The sequence below is a fragment of the Streptomyces sp. NBC_01537 genome (assembly GCF_045040445.1).
Taxonomy (GTDB): domain Bacteria; phylum Actinomycetota; class Actinomycetes; order Streptomycetales; family Streptomycetaceae; genus Actinacidiphila.
Genome location: NZ_CP109392.1, coordinates 7,895,222 through 7,918,426 on the forward strand (window position 1 = coordinate 7,895,222; position 23,205 = coordinate 7,918,426).

Below are 23,205 nucleotides of genomic sequence, written 5' to 3' on the forward strand. Positions count from 1 at the left end.
GCCTCCTACACCCGCGAGGGGCTCCGGATCGCCTACGCGGGCCTGCCGCCCGCCGAGATCGCCGCCATGGCCGCCAGGACCGGGCCCACGGTGGCTGAACTGGAAGAGCCGCTGAAGGAGCCTCCGGCGGACGCCACCAGCCCCGCCTTCGCGCCGGGCGGTTCGGTGCGCGTCTGGTGAGTCCGGCGAGTCCGGTGAGGACACCGACCGTTACCCTCGCGGGGTGAGCGACGAAGCCAACCACCACGAGGCCCACAACGGTGACCTCGCCACCCGGCTCAACTGGCTGCGGGCCGCCGTGCTCGGCGCCAACGACGGCGTGGTCTCGACGGCGGGCCTGGTCGTCGGCGTCGCCGGGGCCACCGGCTCCCGCAGCGCCCTGCTCACCGCCGGGCTCGCCGGACTGCTGGCCGGGTCGCTGTCCATGGCGGCGGGGGAGTACGTCTCCGTAAGCACCCAGCGCGACTCGGAGAAAGCCGCCCTCGCGCAGGAGGAGCGCGAGCTGGAGACCGAGCCGGCCGCCGAGCTCGCCGAACTGGCCGACCTGCTGGAAGGCCGCGGCCTCACCCCCGAACTGGCCCTTGAGGTGGCCGAGCAGTACACCGAGCGGGACGCGCTGCGCGCGCATGCGCGGATCGAGCTCGGAATCGACCCCGACGAGCTCACCAACCCCTGGCACGCCGCCGGGGCCAGCTTCCTCGCCTTCACCGTCGGCGCGCTGCTTCCCCTGCTCGCCATCGTGCTGCCGCCCACCGCCCTGCGCGTGCCGGTCACCTTCGTGTCGGTGCTCCTCGCCCTCGCCTTCGCGGGCTGGGGCAGCGCCCGCCTCGGCTCGGCCCCGGTCCGCCCGGCCGTCCTGCGCAACATGGGCGGCGGCGCGCTCGCGATGGCGGTGACCTACGCCGCGGGGACCCTGCTGGGAGCCGCGGGCGTATGAGCGGGCCAGCGGGCCGGCCCAACCCGTCCGCACCGCCCTCAGGACGCTCGTGAAGCTCTGAGCGCCTGAAGGCGGTACGGCCGGGACGGCTCCGGGACGGCTGCTACTTCGTCACCGCGGCCAGCGCGTTGACGATGCCGGAGCCGTAGAAGCTGTTGATCCCCTTGCCCGTGGTGCAGGTGGAGTCCGCGACGCCGTTGCCGTCCGGGTCGTACAGGCCCGTCGGGCAGCCGGGGTTGACGGCCTCGGCCTTGAGGATCCGCAGGATCTGCGCCGGGGTGGCGTGCGGGTGGGTGCTCTTCACCAGCGCGGCGACAGCGGCGACGTGCGGGCTCGCCATCGAGGTGCCCTGGAGGTACCCGTACGTGTTGCCCGGCAGGGTGGACAGGATCCGGCCGTTGGCGTCCGGGGTGTCCGGGATCTGGTAGCGGTCGCCGCCGGGGGCCGCGACATCGATGACGCCCAGGCCGTAGCTGGAGTAGTACGACTTGAGGTTCTGGACGCCGGTCGCCGAGACGGTGGCGACACCCGGCAGCTGGGTCGGGATGTCGAAGCACGTGTGCGGGTCGATGGTGCGGGTGACCGCGGTCGTGTCGTCCGGGCTGGAGTCGTCGACGATCGCGTCGGAGTCGAGGTCGTCGTTGGAGTTGCCGGCCGAGGCGACATTGAGGACGCCCTTGGCCTGGGAGTAGAGCGAGGCCCGGTTGACGGCGTCGACGATGGCCCGCTGGTCGGGGTCGTCGAGGCAGTTGTAGAGCCAGGGATCGATGTAGTAGCTGTTGTTGGTGACCGAGATGCCGTGGTCGGCGGCGAAGACGAAGGCGCAGACGACGCTCTCGGGGTAGAACAGCTGCGTGTCCGGGTCGGCCACCTTGATCGAGGCGACCTTCACACCCGGGGCCACGCCCGCGACGCCGATTCCGTTGCGCGCGGCGGCGATCTCGCCGGCCACGTGCGTGCCGTGGTAGGCGGTCGGGGCGTAGGGACGCCAGGCGCCCGCGCTGGTGTCGGCCACGCCGCCGACGCAGTTCGCGGACTGGGAGGCGGAGAAGTTCGGCGCGATGTCCGGGTGCGTGTCATCGACACCGGTGTCGATGACGGCGACCGTGACCTTGCGGCTGCCGTCGTTGATCTTGGCCGCCTTGTCGGCGCCGATGGCCCGCAGATCCCACTGGTTGGCCTCCAGCGGCTCCTGCCCGTCGGTGGCGCCCGCCTCGGCCTTCGCGACCTCCGCCGCGCTCAGCACCTCCGGCGCGCCCTCGTCGGTTGTCGAGGCCGTGGACAGCGCGGCGGTACGGGTCGCGCCCGCGGTCTGCACGCCGCGCGCCTTGCGTATCGTCGCGCCGAAGTCGGGGTTCGCCGAGTGGACGACGATGACGCCGATCTTGTCGTACGAGATGACCACCTGGCCGCCGGCCGCGGCTATCGCCCGTTCGACGGACCTGATGGTGGAGCGATCGGGCCTGGTGTTGACCACGTACGACAGCAACGGGCCGTCGGCCGCCGCCGTGGCGGTCGTGGCGGTGGTGCCGGCGGTGGCTGCCGAGGCATGGCTCGGCAGGAAGACCAGCGCACTCGCCAGCGCGATGCCGAGGGGTATCACGAGCGCCCGACGCCGTCCGGAGCGCCGTCCTGGCTGGGTAGCCAGCGGGACCATGGGTTCTCCAATCGTCCAACGACCCGTCCGGACGGCAGGGTTGCCATCGGGCAGGTACATGACGATGGAAAACTAGCGCTGGTCAGAGCGGCTCATCAATGGATCCCGCCGGAAAGCAGGGATTCCCCTTCTGCCGACCCCTGTTGAAGGTCATGTACAAGCCCTTACCATGCGCGGGTCCGATCTTTGCGTGACGCACGTCACGTCGAGTGTGCTAGGGCCTGTCCGGCGGATCTTGGCCGGACAGGCCGCGGCGTCCGGTGCAGTACATCGCAAGGCGCCGGAATGCCCGCAGGGTGGTTTCCTGCGGGCACTCCGGCAAGGCCGCGAGGTGCCGTGCCAGGCGTCGCGGACCCGGCCAAGATCCGCTGGGCAGGCCCTGGTCCCCGTGCCGCCCAGCTCCGCCCCACAGGAGGAACCGTGGATTCCGCACGACCTTCAGCCGCTCCGGGCTCGCCTACCCCGACTCCCAGCCCAGCTTCCTACTCCGAGGTCCAGGCGAGTGCGGAGTTCGCTCAACTCCGCCGCTCCAACCGGGCCTTCGCCTTCCCCGTCACCGTCGGCTTCATCACCTGGTACCTGCTGTACGTGGTGCTCTCCAGCTACGCCGACGGTTTCATGGGCACCAAGGTCGTGGGCCACATCAATGTCGCCTTCGTCCTGGGCCTCGCCCAGTTCGCCACCACCTTCCTCATCGCCTGGCTCTACTCCCGCCACGCGACCGCCAAGCTCGACCCGGGCGCGCAGGCACTCAAGGCGCAGCTGGAGAACACCGCCCCAACGACCGCCCCAACCGCCGCCCCGACCACGGAAGAAGAGGGTGTCTGAGCATGGAATCGCACACCGTCTTCCTCGGTGCCGCCACCGCGAGCGAGCACCGGGCCCTGATCATCAGCCTGTTCGCGGTCTTCGTCGCCGCGACCCTCGCCATCACCGTCTGGGCCGGACGGCAGACCAAGGACGCCACCGACTTCTACGCCGGCGGCCGCTCCTTCACAAGCCTCCAGAACGGCCTGGCGATCTCCGGCGACTACATGTCCGCCGCTTCGTTCCTCGGCATCGCCGGCGCCATCGCCCTGGTCGGCTACGACGGCTTCCTCTACTCGATCGGCTTCCTCGTCGCCTGGCTCGTCGCCCTGCTCCTGGTCGCCGAACCGCTGCGCAACTCCGGCCGCTTCACGATGGCCGACGTCCTCGCCTTCCGGCTCAGGCAGCGCCCGGTCCGTACGGCGGCCGGCACCTCCACCATCGTCGTGTCGATCTTCTATCTGCTGGCCCAGATGGTCGGCGCGGGCGCGCTCGTCTCGCTGCTGCTCGGCGTCACCGGCGACGGCCCCAAGCGGCTGATCGTCGCGCTCGTGGGCATCGTGATGGTCCTCTACGTCACCATCGGCGGCATGAAGGGCACCACCTGGGTGCAGATCATCAAGGCCGTGATGCTGATCCTGGGCACCCTGCTGATCACGATCCTGGTGCTCAACAAGTTCAACTGGAACATCTCCTCCCTCCTCGGCGCCGCCGCCGAGAAGAGCGGCCACGGCTCGAAGTTCCTGGAGCCGGGGATGAAGTACGGCATCGACAGCACCAGCAAAATCAACTTCATCTCGCTCGGCCTCGCCCTCGTCCTGGGCACCGCCGGCCTCCCGCACATCCTGGTGCGCTTCTACACGGTCCCCACCGCCAAGGCCGCCCGTAAATCCGTGAACTGGGCGATCGGCATCATCGGCTGCTTCTACCTGATGACCATCGCGCTCGGCTTCGGCGCCGCCGCCCTGGTCGGCGCGGCGAACATCACCGCCGTCGACAAGTCCGGCAACACCGCCGCCCCGCAGCTCGCCGAGGCCGTCGGCGGCGGCGCGGGCTCCACCTGGGGCGCCATCCTGCTGGCGGTGATCTCGGCGGTCGCCTTCGCGACCATCCTGGCCGTCGTCGCCGGGCTCACTCTGGCCTCGTCGGCCTCCTTCGCCCACGACCTGTGGGCGAATGTGATCCGCAAGGGGGAGACCAGCGAGAAGAACGAGGTCATGGTGGCCAAGATCGCGGCCGTGGTGATCGGCGCCGTGGCCATTGTGCTCGGCATGTACGCCACCAAGCTCAACGCCGCCGCCCTTGTCGCCCTCGCCTTCGCGGTCGCGGCCTCCGCCAATCTCCCGACGATCCTCTACAGCCTCTACTGGAAGGGCTTCAAGACCCAGGGCGCGGTCTGGTCGATCTACGGCGGCCTGATCTCGGCGGTGGTCCTGGTGGTCTTCTCCCCGGTGGTCTCCGGAGCCCCCGACTCCCTCTTCTCCGGCAGCGACTTCCACTGGTTCCCGCTCACCAACCCCGGCATCGTCTCGATCCCGCTCGGCTTCGCCCTCGGCTGGCTGGGCACGGTCCTGTCCGGTGAGCAGCCGGACGCCGAGAAGTACAAGGAGCTGGAGGTGCGCGCCCTCACGGGAGCGGGTGCGCACTGATCACGGGGCAGCCCTGAATTCAACAGACTGTTGAGTGTCGGACCCGTCGCGTAGGCTCTCTACTACGGGGCGGGTCCGGCCGCGCCCAGGGCCCGAACCCACGCAGGAGGCGACATCATGCTGCTCGACACGTACGGCCGCATCGCCACTGACCTGCGCGTCTCCCTCACCGACCGCTGCAATCTGCGCTGCACGTACTGCATGCCCGAGGAAGGCCTCCAGTGGCTCGGCAAACCCGACCTCCTCACCGATGACGAAATCGTCCGGATGGTACGGATCGCCGTCACACTGCTCGGCGTCAAGGACGTCCGCTTCACCGGCGGCGAACCGCTGCTCCGCCCCGGCGTCGTCGGCATAGTCGAGCGCTGCGCCGCCCTGGAGCCCCGGCCCAGGATGTCCCTGACCACCAACGGCATCGGCCTGGCCCGTACGGCGGCCGCGCTGCGCGACGCGGGCCTGAACCGGGTCAATGTCTCCCTCGACACCCTGCGCCCCGACGTCTTCCAGACCCTCACCCGCCGCAAGCGCCACGACGACGTCATACGCGGCCTGGAGGCCGCCCGTGACGCCGGACTGACCCCGGTCAAGGTCAACACCGTGCTGATGCGGGGCATCAACGACGACGAGGCCCCCGAGTTGCTCCAGTGGGCCCTCGACCACGGCTACGAACTGCGCTTCATCGAGCAGATGCCGCTCGACGCCCAGCACGGCTGGCAGCGCGACGACATGGTCACCGCCGACGAGATCCTCACCAGCCTCGGCGGTCGCTTCACCCTCACTCCTGAGCCCGATGCCGCCCGCGGCCACGCCCCCGCCGAGCGCTGGCTGGTCGACGGCGGCCCCGCCCGCGTCGGCGTCATAGCCTCCGTCACCCGCCCCTTCTGCCGGGCCTGCGACCGGACCCGGCTCACCGCGGACGGCCAGATCCGCAACTGCCTGTTCGCCCGCGAGGAATCCGACCTTCGCGGCCCGCTGCGCGACGGGGCCGGCGACGAGGAGATGGCCGAGTTGTGGAAGAAGGCGATGTGGGGCAAGAAGGCCGGCTCCGGTCTCGACGACCCGGTCGCCTTCCAGCAGCCCGAGCGCCCGATGTCAGCGATCGGCGGCTGAGCCGGGGCCCTGCGGGTCCTGCTCCTGCCAGTCCTCAAAGGCCACGACGTCCTTGAGGAAGCCCCGCACGCCCAGGAATTTCGACAGGTGCTCGCGGTGCTCCTCGCACGCCAGCCAGGTCTTCCGCCGCTCCGGCGTGTGCAGTTTGGGGTTGTTCCACGCCAGCACCCACACAGCGGTGGAGCGGCAGCCCTTGGCCGAGCAGATCGGCGCTTCGTCAGTCACGAGCACCAGTAAACATGGCGCAGACATGGCGACGCCGGGCAGCCACGGGGGGAGCCGCCCGGCGTCGGTCCGTCGCTCCGACGGGGGATGCGGAGCGCGTACGAAGTATGTCACGCGGATAGCCCGTGGGAGGAGTGGATCCCCATGATTGATCTGAGCTTTTCTTGAGCTTTCCACTCGCCCCGGACTTGGTCCGGACTTGCCCTGGACCCACCCTCCACACCCTCCGGATCACGGCTGTCCGGTGCGCGGCGAGGCCTGCTCCTCCGTGCCCGGATCCGCCGGGAGGTTCTCCGCCTCCCCCTTGCCGCGCTCCAGCATCGGCCGCGGCGGCGCCGAGACGAAGGTCGACGGAAGCGACGGGGCGTTCTCCCGCCCGGCGTTGGCGACCACCACGGCCACGTAGGGCAACAGCAGCCCCAGGACCAACGCGATCCAGCCCAGCGGCCGCGACACGTTCCACAGGGCGACGAAGAGGATGAACGACACCGTGCGCACCGACATCGAGATGATGTAGCGCCGCTGCCTGCCCCGCACATCCTCGCTCAGCCCGACCCGGGCCCCGGTGATCCGGACGACCTCGGGGCGGATGTGCTTCCGCATCACGTTCCACCACCTGCTCCACCTGCCGGATGCTCCCCGGTCCGGTCACATCCACGTTACGCCGCGCGTCCGCCGCATTCGAGACCGGGTACGCGCCACCTCCCGCGCCGCCACCCCGCCGTACGGCGTACGGCCGCCCCCGGCATGCGGCGTACGGCACCCCGCCGCACACTGTCGCTACGGGCCGCCATTCGCAGCCCGTACGCGAGGAGGCAAGGCAATGAGCTGGTTGTGGGCGATCATCGTCGGTCTGGTGCTGGGTCTGATCGCCAAGGCCATTCTGCCGGGAAAGCAGAACATCCCGCTGTGGCTGACCACGATCTTCGGCATCCTGGGCAGCATCCTGGGCAACGCCGTCGCGGCCTGGATCGGCATCGACGAGACCAAGGGCATCGACTGGGGCAGGCACGCGCTCCAGCTGGCGGGTGCGGTGCTGATCGTCGCCCTGGGGACGCCGCTGTGGGCCATGATCAGGGGCGAGAAGCAGACCACCTGAGCGGGCGGGCGGGTGGGCGGCTCACCCCGGGTGCTGCCGCAGATGCGTCGGCGGCACCCGGTCGGTGAGCCAGACGCCGTTCGCGCTGAGGCGGAAGGCGTGGCCGTCGGAGGACAGCGCGGCCGCGTCCACGACCAGTACGACGGGGCGGCCGTGGCGGGAGCCGACGCGGACGGCCGTTTCCAGGTCCGCGGACAGGTGGACGTCCTGGCGGGACATGGGCTTCAGCCCTTCGCGCAGGACGACGGGCAGGGTCGTGGTCGCGGTGCCGTGGTAGAGCACGGAGGGCGGCTCGACGGCGGCGAGGCCGAGGTCGACCTCGACGGAATGGCCCTGGCTGGCCCGGATGCGGAGGCCGTCGTCGGAGAAGGCGAAGCGCTTCTTGTTGTTGGTGGCGACGACATGGTCGAGCTCGGCCCGGGAGAAGCGCCGGCCGGCCCGGGCGGCCGCGGCGAGCAGCTCGCCGACATCCACCCAGCCGCCCTCGTCGAGGACGACGCCGATCGATCCCGGGTCGTGCCGGAGCACGCGCGACAGGAACTTCGACGTCCGGACCGTGCGCTTCTCGTCCATGACCATTTCCTCGTCAGACCCCCTTGCTGACCGAGCTCATGTTGAAGTCCGGCACCCGCATCGCCGGGAACGCCGCCCGCGTGAACCAGTCGCTCCACTCACGCGGCAGCGTCCGCTCGGTGCGTCCGATCTCCGTGACCCGCCCGAGCAGGTCCACCGGCGACTCGTTGAACCGGAAGTTGTTGACGGCGCCCGTCACCTCGCCGTTCTCCACGAGGTAGACCCCGTCCCGGGTCAGCCCGGTCAGCAGCAGTGTCGCCGGATCGACCTCGCGGATGTACCACAGGCACGTGAGCAGCAGCCCGCGCTCGGTGTCCGCGACCAGCTCCTCCAGCGACCGCTTCCCGCCCCCGTCCAGCAGCAGGTTGCCGCCGGCGGGTGCGACCGGCAGCCCGGTCAGACCCGCGCTGTGCCGGGTGGTGAGCAGCCGCTGCAGCACACCGTCGCGCATCCAGTCCACCGGTCCGACGGGCAGCCCGTTGTCGAACACCGACGAGGCGTCGCCCGAGGAGTGCGCGATCACGAAGGGCGCCGACTCCAGGCCCGGCTCGGCCGGGTCGCTGCGCAGCGTGAGCGGCAGCTCGGACAGCTTCTCGCCGACCCGGGTGCCGCCGCCCTGCTTGCTGAAGACGGTGCGGCCCTCGTGCGCGTCCCGGGCGGCCGACGACCACTGCTGGTAGATCAGCAGGTCGGCCACGGCGGACGGCGGCAGCAGCGTCTCGTACCGCCCGGCGGGCAGCTCGACGCGGCGCTCCGCCCAGGCCAGCCGCTGCGCCAGTTCGGCGGCGAGCTCGCCGGGGTCGACGTCCTTGAAGTCCCGGGTCCCGGCGCCGGCCCACGCGGAGCGCGTGAGGTCCTCGGACTTGGCGTTGAGTTCCAAAGTGCCGCTCGGCTGGTCGTGCCGCAGCCGCAGCCCGGTCGAGGTCCCGAGATAGGTGGATGTCACCGAGTGGTACGCGAAGCCGTACAGCCGGCGCCCGCCGGCCCGGGCCGCCGCGAAGGCCTCGCCCAGCGCGGGCGCGAAGGCCGCGAAGACCTCCGAGGAGGTCTCGGCCGGCGCGTCCGTGAAGTCCGCCGACGCCGGCACCCCGGCCACCAGCGGCTGCGCGTCTTCGGCCGGCCCGGCGTCCCGTGCCGCCGCCTCCGCCGCCCGCACCAGCGGCTCCAGCTCGTCATCGGTCACCGCGGCCCGGGACACCACACCCGAGGCCGTGCCCTGCGCGCCGTTGACCGACGCGATGACGGTGAGCGTGCGGCCCCGGGTCACACCGTTGGTCGTCAGCGCGTTGCCCGCCCAGCGGAGATTGGCGGTGGACTCCTCGTCGGCGATGACGACCGTGCCGTCGGCCCGGGAGAGCTCCAGGGCGCGCTCGACGATCTCGTACGGCTTGGACGTGACGATGCTCATCGGCCCGCCTCCTGCGTGGTGTTGAGGATGTTGACGCCGCGGAACAGCGCGGACGGGCAGCCGTGCGACACCGCCGCGACCTGCCCCGGCTGTGCCTTGCCGCAGTTGAAGGCACCGCCGAGGACGTATGTCTGCGGGCCGCCGACCGCCTCCATCGAGCCCCAGAAGTCGGTGGTCGTGGCCTGGTAGGCCACATCGCGCAGCTGCCCCGCCAGCCGGCCGTTCTCGATCCGGAAGAACCGCTGTCCGGTGAACTGGAAGTTGTAGCGCTGCATGTCGATCGACCACGACCGGTCGCCGACCACATAGATCCCGCGCTCGACGCCCCCGATCAGTTCATCCGTCGACGGCCCGTCAGGGGCCGCCGCCAGCGACACGTTCGCCATCCGCTGCACCGGCACATGCGACGGGGAGTCCGCGTACGCACAGCCGTTGGACCGCTCGAAGCCCGTCAGCTTCGCGATCCGCCGGTCCAGCTGATACCCGACCAGCGTCCCGTCCTTCACCAGGTCCCAGGACTGCCCGGCCACGCCCTCGTCGTCGTACCCGATCGTCGCCAGCCCGTGCTCCGCGGTCCGGTCGCCGGTCACATTCATCAGCTCGGAGCCGTACTTGAGCTTGCCCAGCTGGTCGAAGGTCGCGAACGAGGTCCCCGCGTACGCCGCCTCGTAGCCGAGCGCGCGGTCCAGTTCCGTCGCGTGCCCGATCGACTCATGGATGGTCAGCCACAGATTGGACGGATCCACCACCAGGTCGTAGGCGCCGGCCTCCACCGAGGGTGCCCGCATCTTCTCCGCCAGCAGCGCCGGGATCCGCTCGAGCTCGGTGTCCCAGTCCCACCCGGTGCCGGTCAGATACTCCCAGCCCCGCCCGACCGGCGGCGCGAGCGTGCGCATCGAGTCGAACTCGCCCGAGCTCTCGTCCACCGCGACCGCCGTCAGCTGCGGATGCACTCGCACCCGCTGCTGCGTCGTGGTGGTGCCCGCCGTGTCCGCGTAGAACTTGTTCTCATGGACCGTCATCAACGACGCGTCCACATGCGACACGCCCTCCGCCGCCAGCAGCCGCCCGCTCCACTCCGCCAGCAGCCCGGTCTTCTCCACGTCAGGCACCCCGAACGGGTCGATGTCGTATGCCGACACCCACACCCGGTCCTCGTGCACCGGCTCCGGCGCCAGCTCCACCCGCTCGTCCGCCCCCGCCGCCGCGATGACCTTCGCAGACAGCTTCGCCATCGCCACCGCCTGCCCCGCCACCCGGGCCGCCGCGTCCATCGTCAGGTCCACCCCGGACGCGAACCCCCAGGCCCCGCCGTGCACGACCCGCACCGCGTAGCCGGCGTCCGTACTGTCCGACGACCCCGACGGCTTGCCGTCGCGCAGCCGCAGCGACGCGCCGCGCACCCGCTCGAACCGGAAGTCGGCGTGCTCCGCGCCCAGTGCGCGAGCGCGCGCGAGCGCCGCGTCGGCCAGCGCGCGCAGCGGCAGCGCCAGAAATGACTGATCGATCTCATGGGGCACGGAGGCCTCCCCTTCTCGCCCACGCGACACGTCCACGGACACATCCACAGCTTTCCCGAAGTGAATCATGCCGCGCCGACGGTCGGGCCGTCCGTTGTTTACCTGTAGGAACCCGACATAGAGCCGTACGAGCCCCTGTCGAGGGTCGATTCCCCGAACCGGCCGGTAGACCGATAGCTTCGAGGTAAGCCACACAGCTATCGAAAGGGTGATCCGTTGAGCCGCTCGGTTCTCGTCACCGGAGGAAACCGGGGCATCGGCCTCGCCATCGCCCGCGCTTTCGCCGACGCGGGTGACAAGGTCGCCATCACCTACCGCTCGGGCGAGCCGCCGGAAGGCTTTCTGGCCGTCAAGTGCGACATCACGGACACCGAGCAGGTCGAGCAGGCTTACAAGGAGATCGAGGCCGAGCACGGCCCGGTCGAGGTGCTGGTCGCCAACGCCGGTGTCACCAAGGACCAGCTGCTGATGCGTATGTCCGAGGAGGACTTCACCTCGGTCCTGGACACCAACCTCACCGGCGCCTTCCGGGTCGTCAAGCGTGCCAACCGCGGCATGCTGCGCGCCAAGAAGGGCCGTGTCGTGCTGATCTCGTCGGTCGTCGGGCTGCTGGGGTCCGCCGGGCAGGCCAACTACGCGGCGTCCAAGGCCGGTCTGGTCGGCTTCGCGCGCTCCCTCGCCCGTGAGCTGGGGTCGCGCAACATCACCTTCAATGTCGTCGCGCCCGGCTTTGTCGACACCGACATGACGCAGGTGCTCACCGAGGAGCAGCGCAAGGGCATCGTGGCCCAGGTGCCGCTCGGCCGCTATGCGCAGCCCGAGGAGATCGCCGCCACCGTGCGGTTCCTGGCCTCCGACGACGCGTCGTACATCACTGGAGCCGTCATTCCCGTTGACGGCGGATTGGGCATGGGTCACTGAGCAGCATGAGTGGAATCCTCGCAGGCAAGCGCATTCTCGTCACGGGAGTCCTCACCGACTCCTCGATCGCCTTCCACGTCGCCAGGCTCGCCCAGGAAGAGGGCGCCGAAGTCGTCCTCACCGGCTTCGGCCGGCTCAGCCTCGTCGAGCGCATCGCCAAGCGGCTGCCGAAGCCGGCTCCGGTCATCGAGCTGGACGTCACCGACCAGGCGCACCTGGACGGCCTCGCCGACAAGGTCCGTGAGCACACCGGGGACGACGGGCACCTCGACGGCGTCGTGCACTCGATCGCCTTCGGCCCGCAGGGCGTCTTCAACTTCCTGGAGGCCGCCTGGGACGACGTGTCCACCGCCGTGCACGTCTCCGCGTACTCCCTGAAGTCGCTCACCACCGCCTGCCTGCCGCTGATGCCGCGCGGCGGCTCGGTCGTCGGCCTCACCTTCGACGCCACGGTCGCCTGGCCGAAGTACGACTGGATGGGCGTCGCCAAGGCGGCCCTGGAGTCGACCTCGCGCTACCTCGCCCGTGACCTCGGTGAGCGGAACGTCCGCTGCAACCTGGTCTCGGCCGGCCCGATCAAGTCGATCGCCGCCAAGTCCATCCCGGGCTTCGAGGACCTGGCCACGGTCTGGGACACCCGCGCCCCGCTCAGCTGGGACCTCACGGACCCGGAGCCGGCCGCCCGTGGCGTCGTCGGTCTGCTCAGCGACTGGTTCCCGAAGACGACGGGCGAGATCGTGCACGTCGACGGCGGTCTGCACGCGATCGGCGCGTAGCGCCAGAGGCGCGGCGCGCGACACGCCCGGTTCTGATTCGCCCGTTCGGGCGACCAGAACTGGGCGTTGTGCGTTGTGGACCGCCCACGATGAGCCCATGGCCCGCACCCCGGCAGTCCTGGTCCTGACCGCGCTGGCCGTCGCCGCGACGGCGTACGCGGCCCCGGCCGCGTACGCCGACACCGGCTGCCGTACGCAGACCTACGGCAGCCTCGGCATCGCGGTGTGCCACAACCCCGACCCCCGTCTGGATCATGTCCAGCTGCACATCGAGTGCCGTCGCTGGTGGGATCCGGACGTGGACGGGCGGCCGGTGGCGATCGGCCCGGCCGGGACCGTGACGATGGGGGACCGCTGCTGGAAGGAGATCCAGAAGGTCTGGGTCACCATCAAGCAGGGCGGCCGCTGACGCACCAGCTGAAGGCGTGCCCGGCCGCTTCCGAGGCGGCGGTGTCGCCGTCACCGGCCCGGATGGCCTCGACGAGCCGGGCGTGGTCGACGTAGTTCTCGGGGCGCAGCTCGCCGCCCATGTCGGCCCGCAGGAAGGCGCGGAGCACCTGGCCGAGGTCCGCGTAGAGCTCGGCGATCACCTCGTTGTGGGAGGCCGCCACGACGGCCAGGTGCAGCGTGGCGTCGGCTTCCACGAAGGCCTCCGCGTCGCCGGACTCCCAGGCGCGCTCGCGCCGGTCCAGGGCCGCGTCCAGGTGTGCCAGGTCCCGTTCCGTACGGCGCTGCGCGGCTAGCCGGGCGGCCGCCGACTCCAGGGCGCTGCGCAGCTCGCTGACATGCCGCGTATCGGCTGCGGCGAAGCGGCGGTGCATGACCCCGGCGAGTTCGCTGGTGGCCAGGACATAGGTGCCGGAGCCCTGCCGGATGTCGAGGAGCCCGTTGTGGGCGAGGGCGCGGACGGCCTCGCGGACGGTGTTGCGGGCGACGCCGAGTTGCTCGACGAGCTGCGGCTCGGTGGGGATGCGGGACCCGACCGGCCACTCGCCGGAGGTGATCTGGGCCCGGAGCTGGGCGATCACCTGGTCGGCCAGCGCGGAACGCCGGGGCGAGGTCAGTGGCATGGGTACTGCTCCCTTCCCGTATTCATCCTATGATTCTACGATGGGCTCTATGCGTGACGCCAAAACCACCAGCGAGGCGGTGAAGGAAGCCGTGCCGCTGAAGAGTGCCCACGCCCGCATACGCGGCCCTCTCGTCGTCGCCGCCGTCCTGCTCGCCGCACTCAACCTACGTCCCGCCATCACCAGCCTGGGCGCCGTACTCGAAGAGGCGCGCGACGGACTCGGCATGAGCGGCGCCGTCGCCGGCCTGCTCACCTCCGTCCCCGTCCTGTGCTTCGCCGCCTTCGGCATCGCCGCACCCCGCCTCGCCCGCCGCTTCGGCCCCGCTGCGGTCATCTGCGCCGCTATGGCCGTCATCGCCCTCGGCCTGACCTTGCGGCCCCTCGCGGGCGGTACGCCGGTCTTCCTGGCCGCCAGCGTGGTCGCCCTGGCCGGGATCGCGGTCACCAACGTCCTGATGCCCGTCATCGTCAAGCGGTACTTCCCGGACCGCGTCGGCCCGATGACCGGGATCTACTCGATGGCCCTGACCGCCGGCGCCGCGCTCGGCTCCGCCGCCACCGTGCCCGTCGCCCGTGCGGCGGGCGGCAGCTGGCGGATCGGCCTGGGCGCCTGGGCGGTCGTCGCGGTCGTGGCGATCCTGCCGTGGCTGGCCCTCGCCCGGGACCGCGTACGCGGTGGAGCCACCGGCGCCGCCCCCGCACCCGCCGTGCGCATCACGCGCAGCCGCACCGCGTGGGCGCTCGCAGTCTTCTTCGGGCTCCAGGCCACCAGCGCGTACGTCGTCATGGGCTGGCTGCCGCAGATCTTCCGCGACGCCGGGGTCGCCGCCGGCACCGCCGGGCTGCTGTCCGCCGTCGCGGCGGGCATGGGCGTGCCGCTGTCCTTCGTGCTGCCCGCCCTCGCCGGCCGGATGCGGCACCAGGGCCTGCTGGCCGTCGCGCTCGGCCTCTTCGGGCTCGCGGGATACGGCGGGCTGTGGCTCGCCCCGGCCGCCGCGCCGCTGCTGTGGGCGGTGCTCCTCGGCGTCACCAACGCCACCTTCCCGCTGGCCCTCACCATGATCGGCATGCGCTCCCGCACCGGCTCCGGCGTCGTCCGGCTCTCCGCCTTCACCCAGTGCACCGGTTACCTGATCGCCTTCCCCGGGCCGATCCTGGTCGGCGCGCTGTACCAGCACAGCGGCGGCTGGGGCCTGCCGATCGGGCTCATGGTCGCGATCCTGCTGCCGCAGACCGTGGCGGGCGTCCTCGCGGGGCGCAGCCGCTTCGTGGAGGACTAGGGCCTGTCCGACGGCTGTTCTCCTTTAGCCGCTGGCGCGGCGCGGCCGTGGCGTCGCGTGCCCTGGCACCAGCGCTCGCGGCGTTGCCGACTGCGACATCAGCCGCTGGCGCGGCGGGCCGCTCCTTCACCCACGGAGATCCCCCGGACAGACCCTCGCTCCGACCCCCGAACGGGGGGCGGAGTGGGCCGGTGCGAGACTGGGGGACATGCCCGTACTCGAGCCCAACCCCCCGCAGCCGCAGAAGAAGCTTCTCCTCATCTTCGCCCTGATGATGGGCGTGCCGGCGGTCGTCGCGGTGATCGCGACCATCGCCGCCCGCATGGGGTGACGGAGGTGACGGGGTAGGGACAACCCCACCTCCCCTAGGGGGTCAGGCTCAGGGGCGAATGGGTGGACCACCGGATGGGACGGCCCGCCCCGCGCCCGTAGCTTCGTAGTGCCATCACAACCAGCACCTCGAAGGCGGCCCCCGTGTCCACTCACAGTCCTCGCGCCCAGGCCCAGACCCGCCTGCCATGGTGGGCTGTCGCGCTGCCCGCCCTCGCCTTCGCCGCCCTGCTCGCGCTGGTCGCCGCCCCTGGCGGCGCCGATCCGTCGGCCGCCGAACCGGTCGCGCACTTCCTCGGCAGGATCAGCGACGCGCTGCCGGGCCTCGTACGGCAGGTGCTGTGACCTCGCGCCTGTCGGCAGGTTTTCTGGAAAGCTGATGGGCATGAGCGCAGCTGCATCGTCCCGCCGGATCGTCCTGCTCCGGCATGCGAAGGCCGACTGGCCCGCCGTCCCCGACCATGAGCGGCCCCTTGCGGAGCGCGGCCGCAAAGAAGCGCCCGCCGCCGGCCGTCACCTCGTCGACCTGGGCATTCCCCTCGACCTGGCCCTCTGCTCCTCCGCCGCCCGCACCCGCGAAACGTGGAAGCTGGCCGTCCACGAGCTGTCCCACCGGCCCAGGACCGTCTACGAGGACCGGCTGTACGACGCCACCCTCGGTGACCTCCTCGCCCTTCTCACCGAAACCCCCGAAGACGTCGACGACCTGCTTCTCATCGGCCACAACCCCGGCATGCACGCCCTCGCGGACGCCCTCGCCGGCCAGGCCGACGGTGACGCCCTCACCCGGCTCAACCGCAGCGGTTTCCCCACCGCCGCGATCGCGGTCCTCACCTTCTCCGGCTCGTGGAAGTCCGTGGAACACGGTGTCGCCCGCCTCACGGAGTACTGGGACTCACACGCGTAGTCCCGCATGGCTCCCGCATGACGGAACGGGGGTCGGGTCCGCCGCGTCAGCCCACGGCCGTGTCGGACTCGTCCGCCGCCTCGACCTCTTCCCGGGTCACGCCCAGCAGATAGAGCACGGTGTCCAGGAACGGCACGTTCACCGCCGTGTCCGCCGCCTGCCGCACCATCGGCTTCGCGTTGAACGCCACGCCGAGCCCGGCCGCGTTGAGCATGTCCAAGTCATTCGCGCCATCGCCGATCGCGACGGTCTGCCCGAGCGGCACGCCCGCCTGCGCGGCGAAGCGCCGCAGCAGTCGTGCCTTCCCCGCCCGGTCGACGACCTCGCCGGTCACCCGGCCGGTGAGCTTGCCGTCGACGATCTCCAGGGTGTTGGCGGCGGCGAAGTCCAGCCCGAGCCGCTCCTTCAGGTCGTCCGTGACCTGCGTGAAGCCACCGGAGACGACGCCCACCTGGTAGCCGAGCCGCTTCAGCGTACGGATCAGGGTCCGGGCCCCTGCCGTCAGCCGGACCTCGGCCCGCACCTTGTCGACCACGGACTCGTCGAGCCCGGCCAGGAGCGCGACACGCGCATGCAGCGATTGCTCGAAGTCGAGCTCGCCGCGCATCGCGGCGGCCGTGACCTCGGCGACCTTGTCCTGCGCGTCGGGCCCGGCGTGGGCGGCGAAGAGCTCGATCACCTCGTCCTGGATGACCGTGGAGTCGACGTCCATGACGACGAGGCGCTGGGCCCGCCTGTGCAGCCCGGCCGCGACGACCGCGACATCGACCCCGCGCGCATGCGCCTCCACGGCGAGCGCGGGCCGCAGCGTGTCCGTCGCGACGCCGGAGACCGCGAACTCGACCGCCGTCACCGGATACTTCGCGAGCCGGAAGATGCGGTCGATGTTGCCGCCGGCCCCGGTGATGGTGGCGGCTATGGCGGCGGTCGCCTCGGCGGTCAGCGGGTGCCCGAGCACCGTGACGTGGGAGCGGCCCTCGCCGCGCGGGCGGTTGTCGCCGATGCCGGAGATGATCTCCGCTTGCAGCCTCAGCGACTCGGCCCAGCTGTGCACGGTCGAGCGCAGCTCGCCCTCCAGGCCGCGCCCGGCGGGCATGGTCACCAGGGCGCAGAGCACGATGCGGCCCCGCGTGACCACCTGCTCGATGTCCACCACGTCCACCCCGAACGCGGCCAGCGTGTCGAAAAGCCCCGCGGTGATGCCGGGCCGGTCCTTGCCGAAGATCTTGACCAGGAGCGTCGGCACACTGGCGGGCTGCACGGGCTGAGATACGTCATTCATGGTGACACCACCGTATCCGGCCACGCTCAAGCCACGACAAAGCATCCCGCGTGGCGGACGGACATGTGGGTTAACAGCTGGTTACGGTTGTTTCGGCGGCTGCTTGTAGGGGTTCGGCTCGTCCTGGCCCGGCCGGAAGACGGGGCTGGGAATGTAGGGCCCCGGCTGGTACGCGATCCCCGGATACGTACGCGATGAATCCCCCGCGACACCCGTGCCCGCCGCCGGCCGCCCCAGCGCGTACGGCGAGACCCGCCGCCCCGCGGCCCCCGTGACGAGCGCCAGCAGCGCCCCGAGGCCGCCCGCGCCGGCGCCCCAGGCGGCGCCGAGCAGCAGCGCCCAGGGCAGGCTGCCGTGCAGGTCGAGCCCGGCGCCGACGGCGTTGAAGCCGAAGACCGACAGGTCGGCGTTGACCTTCACCCCGGTCAGCCAGACCATCAGCGGGAAAGCGGCGGCCGTGACGAGCCCCAGCCGCACCGCGCACCGCCCGGCGAACCCGGCCCGCGAGGCCCCCCACAGCGGGGTGCGGGTGGCCGCCAGCGCGCCCGCGGCCAGCATCATCAGCGCCGCCCCGGCCGTGAGCAGCCAGACCCGGTCGTCCAGTTCGGCCAGCCGCCCGGGGGTGATCGGCTCGCCGACCCTCATCGTCAGCAACTGGTCCAGCGGGTGCGGCAGCACCTTCACCAGCTCACCGGTCGCGGTGCCCTGCCAGCGTACGAACAACCCCAGCGGCACCCCCAGCCACACCCCGTTCGGCGCGCCCAGCAGGGCGGACCCCATGATCCGGCCGGGGTGGTCGTCGCCGATGGCCGCGAAGCCCGCCGCGGCCCAGCCGGCCGCCACGGCGAGCAGCAGCACCGCGCAGAGCGCCGAGGCCGCCGGCCGTACGCCCCGGTGCACCGCCGCCAGCCCGCGCGGCAGCGGCGTACGGCGGGACACCAGCAGCGCGATGACCAGTACCCCGAGCACCCACCCCAGACCGGCCAGGAGCGAGGCCACGGTGTCGACATGGAAGGTGACCGAGGTCTTGGGGTCGATCAGGTCGCCGACGCCGGGCAGTTGGCCGAACAGTCCGCCGCCCCCGTCGTCTCCGCCGCCCTTGTCGCCGCCGGTGAGCGATGACCCGTCGATGGCGATGGTGTCCTTACCGGCCCATGCCAGCCCGCCCAGCAGCGCCACGAAGAGCACCGCTACCGCGCCTGCGCGTGCGGCGAGTTCACCGGCCCGGATCTCCAGACCCGCGTTGCGCAGCGAGCGCAGAAAGACCCACCCCACCAGCAGCGCCCCCACCAGCCCCACTCCCAGCGGCATGATCTCGATCGCCCCCTGCGCCCCGGCCCCGTTCAGCCCGAACACCGAGACATCGCCGGACGGGCTGACGTGGCCGCCCACCGCCATGACCATCACCGCGGCGGTCATCGGCCCCAGCGACCCCGCCGTGTCGGCGCCGAGCAGATGCAGGCCGAGCGCCGCGACCCCCGCCATCGCCAGAAAACCCCAACTCACCGCGGCGATGGCGGACAGCAGCGCGCCGCCCCAGACCGTTGAACGCGGCGGTGCATGTGGTGTTGAGGTTTGCGTGCTCATCCCGGCCCCCCGAGGTGCGGTTGTCCTGATCGGTCATGATCAGGACCGTTTCGCAGACGGTTACCACTTTCCGGTGCCGTATGGGCGGCGTCAACGCCCCCTCGCTGACGCAATTCGGGTAGTCCGCTCCAGGGGGTTCCGGCGCGGGGTGGCAGCCTGGAATAGTTCCGCACGATCTTCGCAATCCCTAGACTTCTCCCCATAGGGGATTGCCCGGGGGACACTTTTGTGGGGGCTTGGCGTGCCTGAACTCGTTCTGGAATCAAACGGACAGACCTGGACGCTCGATCCCTCCAGGTCGTACAGTCTCGGCCGCGATCCGCAGTCCGACGTGGTCTTCGACGACGCCAGAGTCTCCTGGCGGCACGCCACCATCCGCTGGGGCGGCGCCACTTGGGTGTTCGAGGACCTCGGGAGCACCAACGGCACCTTCGTGCAGGGCCAGCGGACGACGCATCAGTTCGAGCTGGGGCCCGGTTCGGCGGTCAACCTCGGCAATGCCACCGACGGACCGCGGCTGAACTTCAGCGGCGTACGGCAGCAGGCGGGCGCCGACCTCTATGCCGCCGAGACCTCGCGCGCCCAGCCGCAGCAGTCCGTCCGGCCTGCGCAGGCCGCGCAGCCCCCGGCCGCCGCCGCGCAGGCCCCGGCCCAGCCGGCCTGGGGCGCGCCGCCGAGGTCCGCAGGCTGGGGGCAGCGGCCACCGCAGGTGCCCGCCCAGCCGGGCCCGGCAGCCGCAGCGCCGGCAGCCGCACCGCCGACGGGTCCGGGTCCGGGTGCCGGGATGCCGCCGGTCTACGGGGACCGCAGCCCGACGACCCTCCACCAGCTCGCCCTCGGCCGCTTCATGCGCATCGGGCGTGCGCTGGACAACGAACTGGTCGTCTCCGACCTCCAGGTCTCCCGCCACCACGCCGAGTTCCGCGCCCACCCCGACGGCCGCTACGAGATCGTCGACCTCGGCAGCCACAACGGCACCTATGTCAACGGCCAGCCGATCCAGCGCGGCCACCTCCTCGGCCCCAACGACATCGTGGGCGTCGGCCACTCCACCTTCCGGCTGGTCGGCTCCCAGCTGGAGGAGTTCGTCGACACCGGCGAGGTCTCCTTCTCGGCCCGCCGCCTCACCGTGCGCGTACCGGCCGGCAGCGGCACCAAGACGATCCTCGACGACGTCTCCTTCGGCGTCCCCGAGAAGTCCCTGGTCGCCGTCATCGGCCCCTCCGGCTCCGGCAAGTCCACCCTGCTGCGTGCCCTGACCGGCTACCGCCCGGCCGACGACGGCGAAGTGCTGTACGACAACCGCAACCTCTACAAGCAGTTCGCGGAGCTGCGCCAGCGCATCGGCCTCGTCCCGCAGGACGACATCCTCCACAAGGAGCTGTCGGTCCGCACAGCCCTGCGCTACGCAGCCAAGCTCCGTTTCCCCGGCGACACCAAGGCTGCCGAGCGCGAGTCGCGTATAAACGAGGTGCTCGGCGAGCTCAAGCTCGACATCCACGCCGAAAAGCGCATCACCTCCCTGTCCGGCGGCCAGCGCAAGCGCGTCTCCGTCGCCCTTGAGCTGCTCACCAAGCCGTCGCTGATCTTCCTGGACGAGCCGACCTCCGGCCTCGACCCGGGCATGGACCGCGATGTCATGAAGCTGCTGCGCGGCCTCGCCGACGACGGCCGCACGGTCCTGGTCGTCACCCACTCCGTCGCCGAGCTGGCGCTCTGCGACAAGCTCCTGGTGATGGCCCCCGGCGGCGCGGTCGCGTACTTCGGCCCGCCGGACGAGGCGCTGAACTTCTTCGGCTACGAAACCTGGGCCGATGTCTTCTCAGCCTTCGAGAACTACCGCGACTACGACTGGGCGGGCCGCTGGAAGGGCTCGCAGCACTACCAGATCTACGCCGCCGACCTCGACGCCGTCGCCCCCCAGGCCGTCCCCGTCATCCCCCACCAGGCCAGCCGCCCGCCCAAGCCGCAGGGCTGGGGCTCGCAGCTGCTGACCCTGATCCGCCGCTACCTGTCGGTGATCGCCTCCGACCGCGGCTTCATCGGCCTGATGCTGATACTGCCCGCGGTCCTGGGCTTCGTGAGCACCGTCATCCCGGCCGACTACGGCCTCGGCCCCGGCCCGGCGAAGCTCGCCTTCGCCAACCAGGACGTGGGCAGCATCCTGCTGATCCTCGCGGTGGGCGCCTGCTTCTCCGGCACCGCCAACTCCGTACGCGAGCTGATCAAGGAACGGGTGATCTACGAGCGGGAACGGGCCACCGGCCTCTCGCGCTCGGCGTACCTGATGTCCAAGGTCATCGTGCTCGGAGTGATCACCTTCGTCCAGGGTGTGGTCATCTCCGCGATCGGCTTCGGCCTGCGCGACAAGCTCCCCACCGAAGGGGTCGTCTTCAAGAGCCTGCCGGTGGTCGAGATGACCCTGGCCGTCGCCGGCCTCGGATTCACCTCGATGATGTTCGGCCTGGTCATCTCCGCCCTGGTCAAGACCGCCGAGAAGACCATGCCCCTGCTGGTCATGTTCGCCATCGTCCAGGTGGTCTTCACCGGCGTCCTCTTCCAGCTCTACGCCAAGCCCGGCATCGAGCAGGTCGCCTGGCTCATGCCGGCCCGCTGGGCGGTCGCCGCCCTCGGCACGACCGCCCAGCTGAACGTGCTGATGCCCTGGGACCCGAAAAACCTCGACCAGCTCTGGGACCACACGGCGGCCCAGTGGGCCATCGACATGGGCGTCCTGATCGGCATCGGAGCGCTCTGCGGCGTCCTGGTCCTGCGGCTGCTGCGCCGCCACGAGCCGGAGGTCATGCGCAAGTAGGCGTATTCGCGTTCTCGCGTATTCGCGTATTCGCGAACAGCGAAGCGGCGGCACCCCGGACCGGGATGCCGCCGCTTGTGCGTATTGCTCAGTACCAGTTGTGGGCCTGCCAGAACGACCAGGCGGCACACGGGCTGCCGTAGCGCTCGTTCATGTAGCCCAGGCCCCACTTGATCTGCGTGGCCGGGTTGGTCCGCCAGTCCGCGCCGGCCGAGGCCATCTTGCTGCCGGGCAGCGCCTGCACGAGGCCGTACGCGCCGGAGGACGCGTTCGTGGCCGTGTAGTTCCAGGTGCTCTCGTGCGAAACGATGTTCGAGAAGCACTGGAACTGCGTCGAGTTCATCATCGACGCGGCTATCTGCTGCGGCGTACCGCTCGTGACGACGGTCGTGGTCTTCTTGGGCGTCGCGGCCGACCTCGTCGACTTGGTGAGCGCCTTGCGCTGCTCGCTACGGCTGGCAGCCGCCTGCTTCTTGCGCTTGGCCGCCTCGGCGGCGACGTGCAGCCGGTGCTTTCGGGTGGCCTCGGCGGCGGCGACGTGCGCCCGGTGCTTTCGGCTGGCCTCGGCGCTGGCGACGTGCGCCCGGTGCTTTCGGCTGGCCTCGGCGCTGGCGACGTGCGCCCGGTGCTTTCGCTTGGCCTCGGCGGCGACATGCGCCCGGTGCTTCTTCTTGGCGGCGGAGGCGTCCGCCGCGGCCTTCTTCTTGGCGGTGTCGGCCTGGCCCGTGAGGCTCTTCTGCTGCACGGTCGTCGCCGGGGTCCAGTCGGCGACCTGCTGACTCGCGACCGCGGTCCCGGCGGTCCCGGAGACACCGGTGATGGCCAGGACGCCCGCACCTGCCGCGGCGACGCCGGCGGCCGAGTACTTCTGGACCTTGGTCAGGCGGTTGAGCTTCGAGATCGTGGGGACGTTCATGGGGGAGTTACCTCTTCCATTCGCGCGGTGCTCCGCTCTGCCGTTCGGCACTGCCCTGAGGCGTAGGCCTGAGGCAAAGAGAAGCGCCGCGTGTCGAACGCGGCGCGGAGCGACCTCGTAATTGTTAGCGGCCGGTAAATCCCCTGGCAAAGGTCGCCAATACTACCCAAAGCCGTAGTTGCCTCCTCAACCAGTGCCTCCCCGATGCGCCCACCAGGGACCTCCGACCCCGTGCGGGTCTACTGGCCTCCTTAGTAAGTGACCTAGGTCCTATGCCGGGCTTCACATGCCGTGGCCTCCGATGTCGCGGTGTGTCACATCCTCGACACGACAT

The 23,205-nt window shown here is 71.0% G+C and carries 23 protein-coding genes and 1 pseudogene; 14 read left to right on the top strand and 10 right to left on the bottom strand.

The features are described from left to right. Positions 1-6: 6 nt before the first annotated feature. Positions 7-180, top strand: a pseudogene (locus tag OG607_RS36255) (amidohydrolase); the annotation flags it as partial. Positions 181-223: 43 nt separating this feature from the next. Then, the gene (locus OG607_RS36260; protein ID WP_405732747.1) at positions 224-937 is read left to right on the top strand and encodes a VIT family protein; all 714 of its coding nucleotides are present in this window, start codon (positions 224-226) and stop codon (positions 935-937) included. A 103-nt stretch (positions 938-1,040) separates the two neighbouring features. Here the strand turns inward: OG607_RS36260 and OG607_RS36265 are convergent, their stop codons facing one another. Then, positions 1,041-2,594, bottom strand: a complete 1,554-nt coding sequence (locus OG607_RS36265) for a S8 family serine peptidase (RefSeq protein ID WP_405732749.1) — start codon at positions 2,592-2,594, stop codon at positions 1,041-1,043. Between the two features lie 420 nt (positions 2,595-3,014). On the opposite strand from OG607_RS36265, the gene OG607_RS36270 reads away from it, so the two are divergent. The 3 genes from OG607_RS36270 to moaA all read left to right on the top strand — a co-directional run bounded on the left by OG607_RS36270 (position 3,015) and on the right by moaA (position 6,160). After that, positions 3,015-3,422 carry a DUF485 domain-containing protein gene (locus OG607_RS36270; protein WP_405732752.1) on the top strand — a complete coding sequence of 136 codons (408 nt, stop codon included), beginning with the start codon at positions 3,015-3,017 and terminating at the stop codon, positions 3,420-3,422. A gap of 2 nt (positions 3,423-3,424) precedes the next feature. After that, positions 3,425-5,050 carry a cation acetate symporter gene (locus OG607_RS36275; RefSeq protein WP_405732755.1) on the top strand — a complete coding sequence of 542 codons (1,626 nt, stop codon included), beginning with the start codon at positions 3,425-3,427 and terminating at the stop codon, positions 5,048-5,050. A gap of 117 nt (positions 5,051-5,167) precedes the next feature. Beyond that, complete coding sequence (gene moaA, locus OG607_RS36280; protein WP_405732757.1) at positions 5,168-6,160, top strand: GTP 3',8-cyclase MoaA; 993 nt, start codon at positions 5,168-5,170, stop codon at positions 6,158-6,160. On the opposite strand, the gene OG607_RS36285 is transcribed toward moaA, so the two are convergent. Beyond that, positions 6,143-6,385: a hypothetical protein gene (locus OG607_RS36285; RefSeq protein WP_405732760.1), complete on the bottom strand. Its 243-nt coding sequence runs from the start codon at positions 6,383-6,385 to the stop codon at positions 6,143-6,145. The genes moaA and OG607_RS36285 overlap by 18 nt on opposite strands. A 231-nt stretch (positions 6,386-6,616) precedes the next feature. Then, positions 6,617-6,988: a DUF3099 domain-containing protein gene (locus OG607_RS36290; RefSeq protein WP_405732763.1), complete on the bottom strand. Its 372-nt coding sequence runs from the start codon at positions 6,986-6,988 to the stop codon at positions 6,617-6,619. A gap of 220 nt (positions 6,989-7,208) precedes the next feature. Between OG607_RS36290 and OG607_RS36295 the strand changes: the two genes are divergently transcribed. Next, positions 7,209-7,484 carry a GlsB/YeaQ/YmgE family stress response membrane protein gene (locus tag OG607_RS36295; RefSeq protein WP_405732766.1) on the top strand — a complete coding sequence of 92 codons (276 nt, stop codon included), beginning with the start codon at positions 7,209-7,211 and terminating at the stop codon, positions 7,482-7,484. A gap of 21 nt (positions 7,485-7,505) precedes the next feature. Here OG607_RS36295 and OG607_RS36300 read toward each other — a convergent pair whose 3' ends face one another. From OG607_RS36300 to OG607_RS36310, 3 genes are read right to left on the bottom strand one after another with little or no spacing between them, the layout of a single operon-like run. Next, positions 7,506-8,057, bottom strand: a complete 552-nt coding sequence (locus OG607_RS36300; RefSeq protein ID WP_405732769.1) for an RNA 2'-phosphotransferase — start codon at positions 8,055-8,057, stop codon at positions 7,506-7,508. Positions 8,058-8,070: 13 nt separating this feature from the next. After that, positions 8,071-9,465: a metallopeptidase TldD-related protein gene (locus OG607_RS36305; RefSeq protein WP_405732772.1), complete on the bottom strand. Its 1,395-nt coding sequence runs from the start codon at positions 9,463-9,465 to the stop codon at positions 8,071-8,073. Beyond that, positions 9,462-10,985: a TldD/PmbA family protein gene (locus tag OG607_RS36310; RefSeq protein ID WP_405732775.1), complete on the bottom strand. Its 1,524-nt coding sequence runs from the start codon at positions 10,983-10,985 to the stop codon at positions 9,462-9,464. Before OG607_RS36310 ends, OG607_RS36305 begins: the two co-directional genes overlap by 4 nt. Before the next feature lie 216 nt (positions 10,986-11,201). Between OG607_RS36310 and fabG the strand changes: the two genes are divergently transcribed. The 3 genes from fabG to OG607_RS36325 all read left to right on the top strand — a co-directional run bounded on the left by fabG (position 11,202) and on the right by OG607_RS36325 (position 13,091). Continuing rightward, the gene (gene fabG / locus OG607_RS36315; RefSeq protein WP_405732778.1) at positions 11,202-11,906 is read left to right on the top strand and encodes a 3-oxoacyl-[acyl-carrier-protein] reductase; all 705 of its coding nucleotides are present in this window, start codon (positions 11,202-11,204) and stop codon (positions 11,904-11,906) included. Positions 11,907-11,911: 5 nt separating this feature from the next. Next, complete coding sequence (gene fabI / locus OG607_RS36320; protein WP_405732781.1) at positions 11,912-12,682, top strand: enoyl-ACP reductase FabI; 771 nt, start codon at positions 11,912-11,914, stop codon at positions 12,680-12,682. A gap of 97 nt (positions 12,683-12,779) precedes the next feature. Beyond that, positions 12,780-13,091: a hypothetical protein gene (locus OG607_RS36325; protein ID WP_405732784.1), complete on the top strand. Its 312-nt coding sequence runs from the start codon at positions 12,780-12,782 to the stop codon at positions 13,089-13,091. On the opposite strand, the gene OG607_RS36330 is transcribed toward OG607_RS36325, so the two are convergent. Continuing rightward, the gene (locus OG607_RS36330; protein ID WP_405732787.1) at positions 13,072-13,752 is read right to left on the bottom strand and encodes a FadR/GntR family transcriptional regulator; all 681 of its coding nucleotides are present in this window, start codon (positions 13,750-13,752) and stop codon (positions 13,072-13,074) included. The genes OG607_RS36325 and OG607_RS36330 overlap by 20 nt on opposite strands. A 49-nt stretch (positions 13,753-13,801) precedes the next feature. Between OG607_RS36330 and OG607_RS36335 the strand changes: the two genes are divergently transcribed. The 4 genes from OG607_RS36335 (at position 13,802) to OG607_RS36350 (ending at position 16,271) form a co-directional block, all read left to right on the top strand. Beyond that, entirely contained in the window at positions 13,802-15,034 is a 1,233-nt protein-coding gene (locus OG607_RS36335) for a CynX/NimT family MFS transporter (protein WP_405732789.1), read from the top strand. A 208-nt stretch (positions 15,035-15,242) separates the two neighbouring features. Next, positions 15,243-15,365: an SGM_5486 family transporter-associated protein gene (locus OG607_RS36340; protein WP_329319568.1), complete on the top strand. Its 123-nt coding sequence runs from the start codon at positions 15,243-15,245 to the stop codon at positions 15,363-15,365. A 143-nt stretch (positions 15,366-15,508) separates the two neighbouring features. Next, entirely contained in the window at positions 15,509-15,709 is a 201-nt protein-coding gene (locus OG607_RS36345) for a hypothetical protein (protein ID WP_405732793.1), read from the top strand. Positions 15,710-15,749: 40 nt separating this feature from the next. Beyond that, positions 15,750-16,271, top strand: a complete 522-nt coding sequence (locus tag OG607_RS36350) for a SixA phosphatase family protein (protein ID WP_405732796.1) — start codon at positions 15,750-15,752, stop codon at positions 16,269-16,271. A gap of 46 nt (positions 16,272-16,317) precedes the next feature. On the opposite strand, the gene serB is transcribed toward OG607_RS36350, so the two are convergent. Then, positions 16,318-17,553: a phosphoserine phosphatase SerB gene (gene serB, locus OG607_RS36355; protein WP_405732798.1), complete on the bottom strand. Its 1,236-nt coding sequence runs from the start codon at positions 17,551-17,553 to the stop codon at positions 16,318-16,320. Between the two features lie 81 nt (positions 17,554-17,634). Continuing rightward, entirely contained in the window at positions 17,635-19,140 is a 1,506-nt protein-coding gene (locus OG607_RS36360) for a streptophobe family protein (RefSeq protein WP_405732801.1), read from the bottom strand. A 241-nt stretch (positions 19,141-19,381) separates the two neighbouring features. Here OG607_RS36360 and OG607_RS36365 point away from each other — a divergent pair, with 241 nt between their 5' ends. After that, positions 19,382-21,955, top strand: a complete 2,574-nt coding sequence (locus tag OG607_RS36365; protein ID WP_405732804.1) for an FHA domain-containing protein — start codon at positions 19,382-19,384, stop codon at positions 21,953-21,955. Positions 21,956-22,043: 88 nt separating this feature from the next. Here the strand turns inward: OG607_RS36365 and OG607_RS36370 are convergent, their stop codons facing one another. Then, a complete protein-coding gene (locus OG607_RS36370; RefSeq protein WP_405732807.1) occupies positions 22,044-22,871 on the bottom strand; it encodes a transglycosylase SLT domain-containing protein in 828 nt (275 codons plus the stop codon). Between the last annotated feature and the right edge of the window lie 334 nt (positions 22,872-23,205).